Origin of the sequence: Paracoccus sp. AK26, from assembly GCF_011801365.1 — a bacterium.
Lineage (GTDB): Bacteria > Pseudomonadota > Alphaproteobacteria > Rhodobacterales > Rhodobacteraceae > Paracoccus > Paracoccus aerius.
The window spans coordinates 512418-526266 of the sequence record NZ_CP041041.1; the positions used below are offsets into that span (position 1 = coordinate 512418).

Consider the following 13849-nt stretch of genomic DNA (forward strand, 5'->3'; position numbering starts at 1 on the left):
CGGGAAGGCGATCAGGCGAAGTACTGGCCGCCATTGGCGCTGATGGTCGATCCGGTGATGAAGCCCGCATCGTCGGATGCTAGGAAGACCACCGTCCGCGCGATCTCTTCGGGCTCGCCAAGGCGGCCCACCGGGATCTGGGGGATGATGCGTTCGCTCAAGACCTTTTCGTCGATGGCCTTGACCATCTCGGTCGCGATATAGCCGGGGCAGATCGCGTTCACGGTGATGCCGGCACGCGCGCCTTCCTGGGCAAGCGCCTTTGTGAAGCCAAGGTCGCCCGCCTTGGCGGCGGAATAGTTGGCCTGGCCCGCCTGGCCCTTCTGCCCGTTGATCGAGCTGATGTTGATGATCCGCCCGAACTTGCGGTCGCGCATCCCCGACCAGACGGGGTGCGTCATGTTGAACAGCCCGGTCAGGTTGGTGTCGATGACCTCTTTCCACTGCTGGGGCGTCATCTTGTGGAACATCGCGTCCCGGGTGATGCCCGCGTTGTTGACCAGGACGGCAATCGGGCCGACCTCGTCCTCGATCCGCTTGATGCCTTCGGCGCAGGCGTCATAGTCGGCGACCGACCATTTATAGGTCTTGATCCCGGTTTCTTCCGTGAAAGACTTTGCGGCTTCGTCGTTGCCGGCATAGGTGGCGACGACGGTATAGCCAGCCTCCTGAAGCGCCTTGGAAATCGCCGCGCCGATGCCCCGCGAACCCCCGGTGACAAGTGCAACCTTGGACATGGATCCTCCCCCCTTTTAAATCGTTTCTGAAATATTGCTACAAGGCAAGTAGATGGCGCGCAACATCATTGCGCGCCATTCCGCCTACCGTTCGATGCACATGGCGACGCCCATGCCGCCACCGATGCACAGGGTGGCCAGGCCCTTTTTCGCGTCGCGGCGCTTCATCTCGAACAGAAGCGTGTTCAGGACCCGGCAGCCCGAGGCGCCGATCGGGTGGCCGATGGCAATGGCGCCGCCGTTGACGTTCACGATGTCGGGATCCCAGCCCATGTCCTTGTTGACCGCGCAGGCCTGGGCGGCAAAGGCCTCGTTCGCCTCGACCAGATCCAGGTCGCCCACGGACCAGCCGGCCTTTTCCAGGGCCTTGCGGCTGGCCGGGATGGGGCCCGTGCCCATGATCGCCGGGTCCAGGCCCGCCGTGGCCCAAGAGACGATGCGGGCCAGGGGCGTCAGGCCACGGCGATTGGCCTCTTCCTCGGTCATCACCATCACCGCAGCCGCGCCGTCGTTCAGGCCCGACGCATTGCCTGCCGTGACCGAGCCGTCCTTCGAGAACGCCGGGCGCAGCTTCTGCATGGCGTCGATGGTGGCGCCGTGACGGATGTATTCGTCCTTGTCCACGACCGTATCGCCCTTCCGGGTCTTGACGGTATAGGCCACGATCTCATCATCGAAGCGACCGGCCTTCTGCGCGGCCTCGGCCTTGTTCTGGGACGCCAGCGCGAATTCGTCCTGCTGGTCGCGGCTGATCTGCCACTTCTGGGCGACGTTCTCCGCCGTGGTGCCCATGTGGTAATTGTTGAAGGCATCCCACAGCCCGTCGCGGATCATCGTGTCGACCATCTGCATGTCGCCCATCTTCTGCCCCGCGCGCAGAAAGGTCGCGTGCATCGACATCGACATGCTTTCCTGCCCGCCCGCAAGCACCACCTGTGCATCGCCCAGGATCACGTGCTGGGCGGCAAGCGCCACGGCCCGCAGACCGGATCCGCAGACCTGGTTGATGCCCCAGGCCGCGGATTCCTGCGGCAGGCCCGCCTTGATATGGGCTTGGCGCGCGGGGTTCTGGCCCTGGCCGGCCGTCAGCACCTGGCCCAGGATGGTTTCGTTGACTTCGGCCGGGTCGATCCCGGCGCGGGCCACGACTTCCTGCAGGACGGCAGCCCCCAGGTCATGCGCCGGGATGTTGGCGAACGACCCCATAAAACTGCCGACCGGAGTGCGGGCGGCGGAAACGATTACGGCTTTGGTCATGACGGGCTCCTTCCCTTGATGCCACACAAGTGGCGAATCGTGGACAGGATGCGGGTTCATGCCGTGGCGTCAAGCATATCGGCCGAAAGTCTGATACCCCACTAGCGCAGGGCGACCGAAGGCGGGGACTTCCAGGGCGGCGCGATGGTCGGCGCGCCGAAGTAATAGCCCTGAAGGCAATCGATGCCATTGTCGATCAGGAAGGCCGCGTCATCGGCGGTTTCGACCATCTCGGCCACGGTGAACATGTCAAAGTGATGCGCGATGGACATCAGCGCCTGGGTCAGCACCTGGTTGTCGGGATGGGTCGCGATCTCGCGGATGAACTGGCCGTCGATCTTGATCATGTCGAAACAGAAATCGCGCAGATAGCGAAACGAGGTATAGCCTGCCCCGAAATCATCGAGCGCCAGTCCGATGCCGTATCGCTGCACCTCGCGCATGAAGGCCTTCACCTCGTCCGGCAGGCCCATGGCCGAGCTTTCGGTGATTTCCAGGATCAGCCGCTCGGCCGCCTGCGGGTCGGCGGAAACGCCCCGGCGCAGAGTGTCCATCCAGGCCGGATAGCCGATCGAACGGGCCGACATGTTGATCGACAGGCGCAGCGATGTTTCCTCGGACAGGGCTTTCAGGCCCAGGGACAGCGACAGGCAGTCGATCTGGCGACCGAGTTCGGTGGTTTCCGCCACCGGCATGAAGTCGCGCAGGGGCACCATGCGGCCCGATTCGTCGATGATGCGGATCAGCCCTTCGTAGAAGGCTGGCCGGCTGGTCCGTTGCGCCTGCACGACGGGCTGGAAGGCCAGCACGCCATTGCCCCTTTCGACCGCCAGCCTGACCCCCGGCAGGGTCAGCCTGCTTTGCTGGTCCACGGCGAAATCCAGCGGGGATCCCTTGCCGGGTTTTTTCGCGTCGGTCACGTCTGGCCCCTTGTCACGCAATCATTCCGTGTTCCCTTCTCGCATTGATCGCCTAATTTGCGGTAAACACGCAGGGATTTGTAGATTAAGGGTTAATGCTTCATGACCAGCCGCTGTGCCTGGTGCGGGACCGACCCGCTGTATGTCGCCTATCACGATACCGAATGGGGCGTGCCCGAATACGATGGGCGGGCGCTGTGGGAAAAGCTGGTGCTTGACGGTTTCCAGGCGGGCTTGTCCTGGATCACCATCCTGCGCAAGCGCGATGCCTTTCGGGCCGAGTTCGAGGATTTCGATCCCGGGCGCGTGGCCTGCTGGGACGATGCGCGGATCGACCGGGCGCTGCAGAACCCGGGGATCATCCGCCATCGCGGCAAGATCGAATCAACGGTGCGCGGCGCGCAGCGTTTCCTGGAAATCGAGGCGCAAGAGGGGTTCGCCTCCTTCCTGTGGTCTTTCGTGGGCGGCCAGCCGATCCAGAACAACTTCGCCAGCGGCGCCCAGGTGCCGGCCGCGACCCCGGAATCCACCGCGATGTCGAAGGCGCTGAAAAAGCGCGGCTTCAACTTTTGCGGACCGGTGATCACCTATGCCTTCATGCAGGCGACGGGGATGGTGAACGACCATGTCACCACCTGTCACCGCCATGCCCAGCTTACTCCGCCACAAGCTGGCGGATGACGGTTTTGGCGGGCTCGCTGCTCCAGTCGGCCTCGCCCAGCAGGCGGGCGACCTCTCGCCCCTCGCGGTCGATCAGGACGGTCACGGGCAGGCCCACCACGCCCATGTCGCGGGCAAGCTGCTGGCGCGGGTCCAGCAGGACGGGCAGGTTCTGCAAGCCGGTTTCGGCATAGAACTTGTCGATGCGGTCGGGCGCGTTGCGGCCCGTCGCCACCGCCACGACCTCGAAATCCTCGCCGCCCATTTCGGATTGCAGGGCGTCCAGATAGGGCATCTCCTCGCGGCAGGGGGCGCACCAGGTGGCCCAGAAGTTCAGCAGCACGACCTTGCCCTTGTAGTCGGCAAGGGTATGCGTGCCGCCCTCGGGGTCGTTGAATTCGACATCGGACACGGGCGCCGGTTCCTCGGCCGGGACCAGCTTCACAAGGCCCGCATCCTTGGCGGCCTGCCAGTCCACCGCGCCCGCGAAGGCGGCATTTGCACCGAAAAGCAGTGCCGTATAAAGCAGGGCGGAACGCAGCATGAAGACCTCCGAAGGACGCGCCTATGACCGACCGGCCGCAACAGGATTCCGCCAACAGCATGTGGGGCGGGCGCTTCGCCGCAGGGCCGGACGCGATCATGGAGGCGATCAACGCCTCGATCGGGTTCGACCGGCGGCTCTACGCCCAGGACATCCGGGGCAGCCGGGCCCATGCCGCCATGCTGGCCGCACAAGGCATCATCAGCGATACCGATGCCGAGGCGATCAGGGAAGGCCTGCTCACCGTCTTGTCAGAGATCGAAGGGGGCAATTTCCCTTTCCGCACCGAGCTTGAGGACATTCACATGAATGTCGAGGCAAGGCTGAAGGAGGTGATCGGCGAACCTGCGGGCCGCCTTCACACGGGCCGGTCGCGCAATGACCAGGTGGCCACCGATTTCCGCTTGTGGGTGCGCGACCAGTGCGACGCGGCCATCGACGCGTTGCAGGCGCTGATCCGCGCCGCCCTGGCGCAGGCCGAGGCGGGGGCAGACTGGGTGATGCCGGGCTTCACACACCTGCAGACCGCGCAGCCCGTGACCTGGGGCCATCACATGATGGCCTATGTGGAAATGTTCGGCCGCGACCTGTCGCGGTTCGGGGACGCGCGCAGGCGGATGAACGAATCGCCGCTGGGCGCCGCCGCGCTGGCCGGGACCGGCTATCCCATCGACCGCCACGCGACCGCGCAGGCGCTTGGCTTCGACGCCCCCATGGCCAACAGCCTGGATGCCGTGTCCGACCGCGACTTCGCGCTGGAGTTCCTGTCGGCCGCGTCGATCTGCGCCGTTCACCTGTCGCGTCTGGCCGAAGAGCTGGTGATTTGGTCCTCGGCGCAGTTTCGCTTCGTGTCGATGTCGGACAAGTGGTCCACCGGGTCCAGCATCATGCCGCAGAAGCGCAACCCTGATGCGGCCGAACTGATCCGGGCCAAGATCGGCCGGATTCTGGGGGCGACGGTCGCTCTGTTTACGGTGATGAAGGGCCTGCCGCTGGCCTATTCCAAGGACATGCAGGAAGACAAGGAACAGGTCTTCGATGCCGCCGACAGCCTGATGCTGGCCTTGGCCGCGATGGCGGGGATGCTGTCCGACCTGACCGCCAATCGCGACAGGATGGAGGCTGCGGCTTCGGCCGGCTTTTCGACCGCGACGGATCTGGCCGACTGGCTGGTGCGCGAACTTGGCCTGCCGTTCCGCGACGCCCATCACGTCACCGGATCGCTGGTGGCCCTGGCGGAGCGCAGGGGATGCGACCTGCCCGACCTGACGCTGGACGACATGCAGGGGGTCCATGCGGGGATCACCGATAAAGTCTTCGGCGTCTTGGGCGTTCACAATTCGGTCGCCTCGCGGCAAAGCTATGGCGGCACCGCGCCCGATCAGGTGCGTGCGCAAATCACCCGCTGGAAGGAGAAGCTGGCATGAAGTGGATTGCAATTCTGGCGGTGGCAGCCGTGGCAGCCTGCGGCGTCGACGGCCCGCCCGAACGTCCGATGGCGCCCAGGACCGCGCCTCAATCCAATGTCTCGATTTCCGGTCACGCCACCATGGGCGTGATCACGGAGCTTTAGGTGGATCACTTCAACTATCAGGGCGGCCAGCTTTGCGCCGAGGACGTTCCCCTGTCGCGCATCGCGGCCGAGGTGGGGACGCCCGTCTATGTCTATTCGGCGGCGACCCTGACGCGGCATTTCGGGCTGTTCCGCCAGGCTCTGGACTGGACCGATCACCTGGTCTGCTTTGCCGTCAAGGCCAACAGCAACCTGGCGGTGCTGAAGCTGCTGGGCGATCTGGGCGCGGGAATGGATGTCGTCTCGGGCGGCGAATATGCCCGTGCCAAGGCCGCGGGCGTGCCGGGCGACCGCATCGTCTTTTCCGGCGTGGGCAAGACCCCGGCCGAGATGCGCATGGCCATCGAAGGCGGCATCCGCCAGTTCAACCTGGAATCCGAGCCCGAGATGCGGGCGCTGTCGGCCCTTGCGGCCAGCATGGGCGCGACGGTTCCGGTGGCGGTGCGCGTGAACCCGGACGTGGATGCGAAAACGCACGAGAAGATCGCGACCGGCAAGTCCGAGAACAAGTTCGGCATCCCCATCGCCCGCGCGCGCGAGGTTTATGCCGAGGCTGCCGCTCTGCCGGGCCTGCAGGTCGTGGGTGTGGACGTCCATATCGGCAGCCAGTTGACCGATCTGGACCCCTATCGCGCGGCTTATGCCAAGGTCGCGGACCTGACCCGCGCGCTGCGCGCCGACGGGCACGCCATCACCCGGCTGGATTTGGGCGGCGGCCTGGGCATTCCCTATCGTCGCGACAATAACGCGCCGCCCCTGCCCATCGAATATGGCCAGGTGATCCGGGACGCAGTGGGCGATCTGGGCTGCGAGATCGAGATCGAGCCGGGGCGCAACATCGTCGGCAATGCCGGGGTGCTGCTGAGCCAAGTGGTCTATGTGAAAGAGGGCGAGGGGCGCGACTTCCTGATCGTGGACGCAGCGATGAACGACCTGCTGCGCCCGGCCATGTATGGCGCGCATCACGACATCGTCCCGGTAATCGAACCCGCGGTGGGGGCGACCGTCCAGCCCTTCGACGTCGTGGGTCCGGTCTGCGAATCGGGCGATACCTTCCAGAAGGGCGCAGAACTGCCCGCGATGGCGGCAGGCGACCTGATCGCCTTCCGGTCGGCGGGGGCTTACGGCGCGGTGATGGCGTCCGAGTACAACTCCAGGCCCTTGGTGCCCGAGGTTCTGGTCAGCGGCGATCACTTCGCCGTCATCAGGGCAAGGCCGACGTTTGAGGAAATGCTGGCCCGGGATAGCATCCCGGAATGGCTTTGACGCGGCACCCCGATGTGACGTTGCAGCCGGGGACACTCGGTCCCCGGACCCCCGAGGATATTTTCGTGAAGAAGACAGGCCCGGTCGCCCGTGCCCTGCACCTGACCCGCTGGGGCATGGTCTGGGAACAGGCGGCCCGCGCCTTCTGGCCGCTGGCCACCGTGCTGGCGCTTGTGTTCGCCGCTTTTTCGCTGGGCGTGGTCGCGATTGTGCCGCTGCCGGTGCTGCCCTGGCTGTCAGGCACGGTGGTTCTGCTGCTGATCTGGGTGGCGATCCGGGGCGGGATGCGTTTTCGGCGGGTGCGCATGGCCGATGCGATGGGCCGGCTGGACCGGACCCTGCCGGGCCGTCCGCTGGCCGCGCTGACCGACAGCGCGGCGATCGGGGGCGAGGGCGCCTTGTGGCAGGCGCATCTGGCGCAGATGCGGGCGCGGGCGTCCCGCGCGCGGGCGGTGCGTCCCGATGCGGGCCTGACGCGGCGCGATCCCTTTGCGCTGCGGCTGGCGGGGCTGGTGGCCCTTGTCATGGCGCTGATCTTTGGCGGGGCAAGCCAGATGGGGCAGGGTATCGCTGCGATCGCCGCGACCGTATCGCGCCCGGTGACGACCGATGTGGTGCCCACCGGCCCCAGTTGGGAAGGCTGGGCCGAACCGCCTGCCTATACCCGCCGTCCGACGATCTATCTGAACGCCCTGGCCGAGGGGCAGGTGCTGGAACTGCCCAAGGGCAGCGAGGTGACCTTTCGTCTGTACGGGCAGGGCGCCTCTGTCACGCAGGACATCGGCCCCGCCCTTGGCGAGGATCCGCAGGCGCCGGGATTTCGGGCGGAACAGTCGGGGGCAATCGAGGTGGCGGGGCGCCGTTTCGACGTCACCGTGCTTGCAGACAATGCCCCCGTGATCCAGGCCGGGGCCGCGCCGGTGCGCCGGGCCGACGGCCGGATGGTACAGGATTTCAGCGCGCAGGACGATCATGGCGTCGTCACGGGCCAGGCTGTGATTGCGCTTGATCTGCCTGCCGTGGACCGCCGCTTCGGCCTTGCCATCGACCCCGAGCCCCGCCCAGCGGTGGAGTTGGCGTTGCCCTTGCCACGCGGCGACCGCCGCGAGGTGCAGGGCCAACTGACCGAGGATCTGTCGCGCCATCCTTGGGCGAACCTGCCGGTCAGCGTCCGCCTGCGGGCGGTGGACGGGATCGAGCAGGTGGGCGAGGCCCAGCCGATGCGGACCGTGCTGCCGGGGCGGCGCTTCTTCAACCCCCTGGCCGCCGCCCTGATCGAGATGCGGCGCGACCTGCTGTGGTCGCGCGACAATGCCGGACGTAGCGCCGAGATCCTGCGCGCGGTCACATGGCAGCCCCAGGGTTTCGTCGAACAGCCGCTGTACCTGGAACTGCGCGGCGCGGTGACGCTGCTGGAGGGTGACCGGCTGACCGACAAGGCCCGCGACGATCTGGCCGAGGCCTTGTGGCAGGCGGCCGTCCAGTTGGAGGATGGCGGGCTTTCCGACGCTCTGGAACGGATGCGTCAGGCGCAGGAAAAGTTGTCCGAGGCGATCCGCAATGGCGCCAGCCCCGACGAGATCCAGCGGCTGATGGACGAGCTGAAGGCCGCGACGGACGCCTATACCGAGATGCTGGCCCAGCAGGGGCAGCAACAGGATCCGTCGGAACGGTTCACCGGTGAACAGCAGGGCCAGCAGATCACCGGCGACCAGATCCAGCAGATGATGGACGAGATCCAGCGCCTGATGAACGAGGGCCGCATGGCCGAGGCACAGGAGTTGCTGGAGCAGTTCAACCGCATGATGGAGAACCTGCAGGTCCGCCAGTCGCAGGGCCAGGGTCAGGGCGAAGGCCAGGAAGGCAGCAGCGGCAACCAGCCGATGAACCGGCTGGCCGACACGCTGCGCGAGCAGCAGCAGTTGTCGGACGAGGCGTTCCGGGACATGCAGGAACAATTCGGCCAAGGGCAGATGGGTCAGCCGTCCGACAATGCGCAGGGCTTGGCAGACCGCCAACAGCAACTGCGCGAGGAGCTGGGCCAGCAGCAGGGCCTGCTGCCGGGCCAGGGATCGCCCGGCGGGGACGAGGCGCGGCGCCAGCTGGACGAGGCGGGCCGCGCTATGGAGGAAGCCGAGCAGGCGCTGCGCGAGGGCGACATGGGCGGTGCGCTGCAGCGCCAGGCCGATGCCATCCAGTCCATGCGCGAGGGGATGCGCGCCCTGGGCGACATGATGGCCCAGCAGGGGCAACAAGGCCAGCAGGGGCAGCAGCAGGGCCAGGAAGGCCAGCAGCCCGGCGGCGGCGACAGGGCGGGGGAAGGCCAGACCATGGGCCAGCGTCCGGCGCTTGATCCGCTGGGCCGTCAGCGCGACGGCAACGGCCATGTCATCGCGGGCGGCGATCCCTTGGCAGAAGGCGTGGACCCTGCGCAGCGTGCCCGCGACCTGCTGGACGAGATCCGCCGCCGCAGCGGCGAGGTAGACCGTCCGCAGGACGAACGCGATTATCTGGGGCGGTTGCTGGACCGCTTCTGATCAGCGCAACATCCCCGACAGGCTGTCCTGCAGCCAAAGCCGTGCCCCGTCGATGCTGGCACGCAGGCGACTAAGCGCCTCGCCGACGCTGCCCTGGTCCTCGATCCCGGGCGCAAGAAGATAGGCCGCAAGAAGCCCTGCCAGAACCATGACGGCAAGCGCGAAGCCCATGACATAGCCGCCCTTCGCCGTCCTGACCGGCCGCGCCGGCTGCGGTCGCGCCACCGGTTGCGGGCGTCGTTCCGGCGGGGTCTGCCGGGGGGCTACCGCGACTTCGGCCTTCAGCGGGACGGGATGCCGGGCAGGGCGCGGCGCGGATTCAGGATCGGCGTTCTGGGCGGCCGCCGGCCTTGCGTCGAAATGGCGGGTGATGGTGGTTGCCGGCCATTCGGGATCGGGCGCCGGGCGCGATGCCGGATCGGTGGCGACGTCCGGACCAGGGGCGTCCGGTGCCGGATCCGCCTTGGCTGCGGGATCTGCGTCCGGCTGGTCCTCCTCGGCGGCGCGGGCGCGACGCTCGTGCTCGACCTCGTCGCGCAGGATGTCCAGGACGTTCTCGGGCAGCTTGCGGACGGGCCGGGGCAGGTCCGCGGCAGGCTCGGCGGCGGGCAGTGCCTGAAACGCTGCCAGATCCAGCCGATCGGCTTCGGGCGTGGGTGTTGCATGCCAGACATGGCCGCAGGCGCTGCATTCCACCTCGCGCCCGCCAGCGGGGACTGCGCTGCCGGGGACGCGATATTCCGCCGCGCAACCGGGACAGATCAACCGTATTTCCGCCATGCCGGCCCTCGCATTCGCCTTTTGGCTGTTCTATCAAGCGCGGGGCCGGGTTCCAAGACAGGCACCGACGGAACGGCACAGAAGAAACGGGGGGTTGCGCTTGATCGAGATGCGGGATGTCGGCTTCGGCTATCACGGCGGGCCTGAGTTGCTGTCGGACATGACGCTGAGCTTGCAGCCGGGCATGTTCCATTTCCTGACCGGGCCATCCGGGTCGGGCAAGACGACGCTTCTGCGGCTGTGCTATGCGGACCTGCTGCCGTCCTCCGGGCAGATGACGGCCTTTGGCGGCGATGTGCGGCAACTGACGCGCGACGGGATCGCGGATCTTCGCCGCCGCGTAGGGGTAGTGCACCAGGACACGCAGTTCCTGGACCACCTGCCCGTGGCCGAGAACGTGGCCCTGCCGCTGTCCGTGGCGGGCCAGCCTGTGGACATGGACGCGCTGCGCGACCTGCTGGGCTGGGTGGGCCTGACGCAGCACGCCCGTGCAATGCCGCCATCCCTGTCGGGTGGCGAACGGCAGCGCGCAGCCCTGGCGCGCGCGGTGATCCTGTCGCCCGACCTGGTGCTGGCGGACGAGCCGACGGGCAACCTCGACTGGGACATGTCCGTCCGGCTGATGCAGTTGCTGATCGAGCTGAACAAGTCCGGCAAGACCGTGCTGGTCGCGACCCATGACATGAACCTGATCCGCGCGGCCAAGGCACAGGTCGCGGCCCGCGTGTTGCGGATCGCCAACGGAACATTGCATCTGGCGGGGGCTGATCTGTGAAACGGGCTGAATTTCGGGCGCTGAACTTGAAGGCGCTGTGGCAGGGCCTGATGCGCGACGGCGGGTCGGGCGACCGGATCGTGCCCCCCACGGGCTTTACCGCGCAACTGACGCTATTTTCGGCCGGCGCGATGGCCTTTCTGGCGGTGTTCGCCTTGGCCTTGGCGCTGGCGACGGGACGGCTGGCCGACCGCTGGTCCAGCGAGCTTGCCGGTTCCGTCACCGTGCGCGTCAGCGCGCCCGAGGGCGACCAGGATGCGGCCACCCAGGCCGCGATGCAGGTTCTGTCTACCACGCCCGGGGCGGGCCAGCCCCGCCTGCTTCCGGCGGACGAGGTGGCGGGCCTGCTGGCCCCCTGGTTCGGCCCCGACATGCCGGTGGACGCGCTGCCCGTGCCCTCGCTGATCGACCTGCCTATCACGGGCGAGGACTTTGACGCCGGGGGATTGCGCCTGCGTCTTGAGGCCGAGGTGCCGGCTGCGGTCCTGGATGACCATACCGAATGGCGCCGCCCGCTGGTGACGGCGGCGAACCGGCTGCGGGCGCTTGGCATCGTGTCGCTGCTGCTGATCGCGGCGGCCTCGGCTTCCATGATCACGCTGGCGGCCAAGGCGGCCCTGGCCGCGAACGGGCAGGTGATCCGCGTGCTGCGCCTGATCGGGGCGCGCGACATCACCATCGCCACCGCCTTCGTGCGCCGCTTCACCAAGCGCGCTGCGATCGGCGCGACCGTCGGCACGCTGTGCGGCATGGCGGGCATCGCCCTGCTGCCGGGCGTGGAGGCGGCAGGCGGTTTCCTGACGGGGCTGGGCTTCCAGGGCTGGGGCTGGCTTCTGCCCTTGCTGATCCCGGTCGTGGCGGGCGTCGTGGGCTTTCTGGCGACCCGCTGGGCCGCCCTGAAGATGCTGGGGGCAGTGAGATGAGCGACCGGGCGGCATCGCCCGTTCCCGGCCCGCTGACGCCCTGGCAATATCTGCAGAACGGGCTTTACTACGTCCATGTCGCCTTCGCGACGCTGGCGATCGGGCTGCTGGGCATTCCCGCGCTGCTGCGCGACGGCCGCGCCGGGGCCAACCGGGTCGCGACGCGCTGGATCGGATACATGCTCTGGGCCGCCCGGTTGCATCTGGGTGTCACCTGCGAGGTGCGCGGCACGCCTCCGACCGATGACTGCATCATCGCCGCCAAGCACCAGTGCTTCCTGGACATCCTTGTCATCGCCCATGCCGTTCCGCGCCGCGCCTTCATCATGAAGCGCGAGGTGATGCGCGTGCCGATCATGGGCTGGTATGCCTGGAAGGTCGGCTGCATCCCCATCGACCGCAATCGCGGGCGCGACGCCATGCGCGCCATCTCGACCGAGATCAACCGCCGGATCGCGGGCGAGGGGCTGGGGCAGTTGATCATCTATCCCGAAGGCACCCGGACCAGGCCCGGCGAGCGCCGCCCCTACAAGCATGGCGTCAGCACGATCCGTGCGGGCAGCGGCCTGCCGGTGGTGCCGGTGGCGGTCAACACCGGGCTGTTCTGGCCGCGCAAGGGCTGGGGCATCCGCCCGGGCCGCGCCGTGGTCGAGTTCCTGCCGGTCGTTCCCGCCGAGGTTCCGGTCGAGGGCTTCATCCCCCGGCTCGAGGCCGAGGTCGAAACCCATTCCGACCGCCTGATGGCCGAGGCGGGGTTCAGGGCGACTGCCGTCCCGGCGCCCTGAAAGCTTACGCCACCAGGCTTTTCGACCCCATGTCCAGGAACTTCTGCCGGCGGTCCTTGATCAGGTCCGCGGGTTTCTTGCCCTTCAGGTCGGCCAGCATCGTCGTAATCTCCTCGCCCACCGCCTTGATCGCGGCCGAAGGGTCGCGCTGCGCGCCGCCCATGGGTTCGGCGATGATGCGGTCGATCACGCCAAGCTTCTTCAGATCCTGCGCGGTCAGGCGCAACGCCTCGGCCGCCTCGCGCATCCGTTCAGCGTCCTTCCACAGGATCGAGGCACAGCCTTCGGGCGAGATCACCGAATAGATCGAATGCTCCAGCATGGCGATGCGGTTCGCCGTGGCAAAGGCCACTGCGCCGCCCGATCCGCCCTCGCCGATGATGACGCTGACCAGGGGCACGCCGATTTCAAGGCATTTCTGGGTGCAGCGGGCGATGGCCTCGGACTGGCCGCGTTCCTCGGCACCCTTGCCGGGATAAGCGCCCGGCGTGTCCACCAGCGTGATGACCGGCATCTTGAAGCGGTGGGCCAGATCCATCAGCCGGATCGCCTTGCGATAGCCTTCGGGCCGCGCCATGCCGAAATTGTGGTGGATGCGAGTCTTGGTGTCGTTGCCCTTTTCATGGCCGATCACCACGCAGGGGGCGTCGTTGAAGCGGGCAAGGCCGCCCATGACCGCATGGTCGTCGCCGAATGCGCGGTCGCCCGCAAGGGGCGTGTATTCGCTGAACAGCGCATCAATATAGTCGCGGCAATGGGGGCGGTCGGGATGGCGGGCGACCTGGGTCTTCCGCCAGGGGTCTAGGCTTTTGTAAAGGTCGCGCAGCAGCTCGCCCGACTTCTTGTCCAGGGCCGCGGCCTCTTTCTCGACGTCCACGGTATTTTCGGATTTGCGGGCCAGGGCGCGAAGCTCCTCGGCCTTGCCCTCGATGTCGGCAAGCGGCTTTTCGAAATCCAGATAAACCATGCGGGATGTGCCTTCGGGTGTGTTCGGGTGTGCGCCCCTATATGATCGCGCGGCAACGGGATTGCAACGCGGCACCGGGGGTTTCACACCCCCGGACCCCCGTGGGATATTTGAACCATAGTGAA

The 13849-nt window shown here is 67.2% G+C and carries 14 protein-coding genes; 8 read left to right on the forward strand and 6 right to left on the reverse strand.

Annotated features, from left to right (window positions below; translation table 11 throughout):
* Positions 1-11: 11 nt before the first annotated feature.
* From phbB to FIU66_RS02510, 3 genes are all read right to left on the reverse strand, one after another.
* A complete protein-coding gene (gene phbB, locus FIU66_RS02500; protein WP_167621239.1) occupies positions 12-737 on the reverse strand; it encodes an acetoacetyl-CoA reductase in 726 nt (241 codons plus the stop codon).
* Positions 738-821: 84 nt separating this feature from the next.
* Entirely contained in the window at positions 822-1994 is a 1173-nt protein-coding gene (locus FIU66_RS02505) for an acetyl-CoA C-acetyltransferase (protein WP_167621240.1), read from the reverse strand.
* A 101-nt stretch (positions 1995-2095) separates the two neighbouring features.
* The gene (locus FIU66_RS02510) at positions 2096-2914 is read right to left on the reverse strand and encodes an EAL domain-containing protein (protein WP_167621241.1); all 819 of its coding nucleotides are present in this window, start codon (positions 2912-2914) and stop codon (positions 2096-2098) included.
* A gap of 102 nt (positions 2915-3016) precedes the next feature.
* Between FIU66_RS02510 and FIU66_RS02515 the strand changes: the two genes are divergently transcribed.
* Entirely contained in the window at positions 3017-3595 is a 579-nt protein-coding gene (locus tag FIU66_RS02515) for a DNA-3-methyladenine glycosylase I (RefSeq protein ID WP_167621242.1), read from the forward strand.
* On the opposite strand, the gene FIU66_RS02520 is transcribed toward FIU66_RS02515, so the two are convergent.
* Positions 3570-4118 carry a TlpA disulfide reductase family protein gene (locus FIU66_RS02520; RefSeq protein ID WP_167621243.1) on the reverse strand — a complete coding sequence of 183 codons (549 nt, stop codon included), beginning with the start codon at positions 4116-4118 and terminating at the stop codon, positions 3570-3572. The genes FIU66_RS02515 and FIU66_RS02520 overlap by 26 nt on opposite strands.
* A 23-nt stretch (positions 4119-4141) precedes the next feature.
* Here FIU66_RS02520 and argH point away from each other — a divergent pair, with 23 nt between their 5' ends.
* From argH to FIU66_RS02540, 4 genes are all read left to right on the forward strand, one after another.
* The gene (gene argH, locus FIU66_RS02525) at positions 4142-5545 is read left to right on the forward strand and encodes an argininosuccinate lyase (RefSeq protein ID WP_167621244.1); all 1404 of its coding nucleotides are present in this window, start codon (positions 4142-4144) and stop codon (positions 5543-5545) included.
* Positions 5542-5691, forward strand: coding sequence for a hypothetical protein (locus FIU66_RS02530; protein ID WP_167621245.1), 150 nt, complete (start codon positions 5542-5544; stop codon positions 5689-5691). The genes argH and FIU66_RS02530 overlap by 4 nt, the downstream gene beginning before the upstream one ends.
* Positions 5692-6957: a diaminopimelate decarboxylase gene (gene lysA, locus FIU66_RS02535; protein WP_167621246.1), complete on the forward strand. Its 1266-nt coding sequence runs from the start codon at positions 5692-5694 to the stop codon at positions 6955-6957.
* A 65-nt stretch (positions 6958-7022) separates the two neighbouring features.
* Positions 7023-9494, forward strand: coding sequence for a DUF4175 domain-containing protein (locus FIU66_RS02540; RefSeq protein ID WP_370528938.1), 2472 nt, complete (start codon positions 7023-7025; stop codon positions 9492-9494).
* Here the strand turns inward: FIU66_RS02540 and FIU66_RS02545 are convergent, their stop codons facing one another.
* Positions 9495-10274: a zinc-ribbon domain-containing protein gene (locus FIU66_RS02545; RefSeq protein WP_167621247.1), complete on the reverse strand. Its 780-nt coding sequence runs from the start codon at positions 10272-10274 to the stop codon at positions 9495-9497. It abuts the gene before it with no gap.
* 100 nt (positions 10275-10374) lie between these two features.
* Between FIU66_RS02545 and FIU66_RS02550 the strand changes: the two genes are divergently transcribed.
* Genes FIU66_RS02550 through FIU66_RS02560 form a run of 3 tightly spaced genes read left to right on the forward strand, consistent with a single transcriptional unit; the run spans position 10375 to position 12757 of the window.
* On the forward strand, positions 10375-11049 hold the full coding sequence (locus FIU66_RS02550) for a cell division ATP-binding protein FtsE (protein WP_167623362.1): 675 nt from the start codon (positions 10375-10377) through the stop codon (positions 11047-11049).
* Positions 11050-11099: 50 nt separating this feature from the next.
* Positions 11100-11972 carry an ABC transporter permease gene (locus tag FIU66_RS02555; RefSeq protein WP_201281110.1) on the forward strand — a complete coding sequence of 291 codons (873 nt, stop codon included), beginning with the start codon at positions 11100-11102 and terminating at the stop codon, positions 11970-11972.
* Positions 11969-12757, forward strand: coding sequence for a 1-acyl-sn-glycerol-3-phosphate acyltransferase (locus FIU66_RS02560; protein ID WP_167621249.1), 789 nt, complete (start codon positions 11969-11971; stop codon positions 12755-12757). Before FIU66_RS02555 ends, FIU66_RS02560 begins: the two co-directional genes overlap by 4 nt.
* Before the next feature lie 4 nt (positions 12758-12761).
* Here the strand turns inward: FIU66_RS02560 and FIU66_RS02565 are convergent, their stop codons facing one another.
* A complete protein-coding gene (locus FIU66_RS02565) occupies positions 12762-13724 on the reverse strand; it encodes an acetyl-CoA carboxylase carboxyltransferase subunit alpha (RefSeq protein ID WP_167621250.1) in 963 nt (320 codons plus the stop codon).
* Positions 13725-13849: the final 125 nt, after the last annotated feature.

Excerpts from the sequence above, each read along its gene's own strand:
- phbB (WP_167621239.1), bottom strand. The coding sequence starts at position 737 with ATGTCCAAGGTTGCACTTGTCACCGGGGGTTCGCGGGGCATCGGCGCG.
- FIU66_RS02505 (WP_167621240.1), bottom strand. The coding sequence starts at position 1,994 with ATGACCAAAGCCGTAATCGTTTCCGCCGCCCGCACTCCGGTCGGCAGT.
- FIU66_RS02515 (WP_167621242.1), top strand. The coding sequence starts at position 3,017 with ATGACCAGCCGCTGTGCCTGGTGCGGGACCGACCCGCTGTATGTCGCC.
- FIU66_RS02520 (WP_167621243.1), bottom strand. The coding sequence starts at position 4,118 with ATGCTGCGTTCCGCCCTGCTTTATACGGCACTGCTTTTCGGTGCAAAT.
- argH (WP_167621244.1), top strand. The coding sequence starts at position 4,142 with ATGACCGACCGGCCGCAACAGGATTCCGCCAACAGCATGTGGGGCGGG.
- FIU66_RS02530 (WP_167621245.1), top strand. The coding sequence starts at position 5,542 with ATGAAGTGGATTGCAATTCTGGCGGTGGCAGCCGTGGCAGCCTGCGGC.
- FIU66_RS02545 (WP_167621247.1), bottom strand. The coding sequence starts at position 10,274 with ATGGCGGAAATACGGTTGATCTGTCCCGGTTGCGCGGCGGAATATCGC.
- FIU66_RS02555 (WP_201281110.1), top strand. The coding sequence starts at position 11,100 with ATGCGCGACGGCGGGTCGGGCGACCGGATCGTGCCCCCCACGGGCTTT.
- FIU66_RS02560 (WP_167621249.1), top strand. The coding sequence starts at position 11,969 with ATGAGCGACCGGGCGGCATCGCCCGTTCCCGGCCCGCTGACGCCCTGG.
- FIU66_RS02565 (WP_167621250.1), bottom strand. The coding sequence starts at position 13,724 with ATGGTTTATCTGGATTTCGAAAAGCCGCTTGCCGACATCGAGGGCAAG.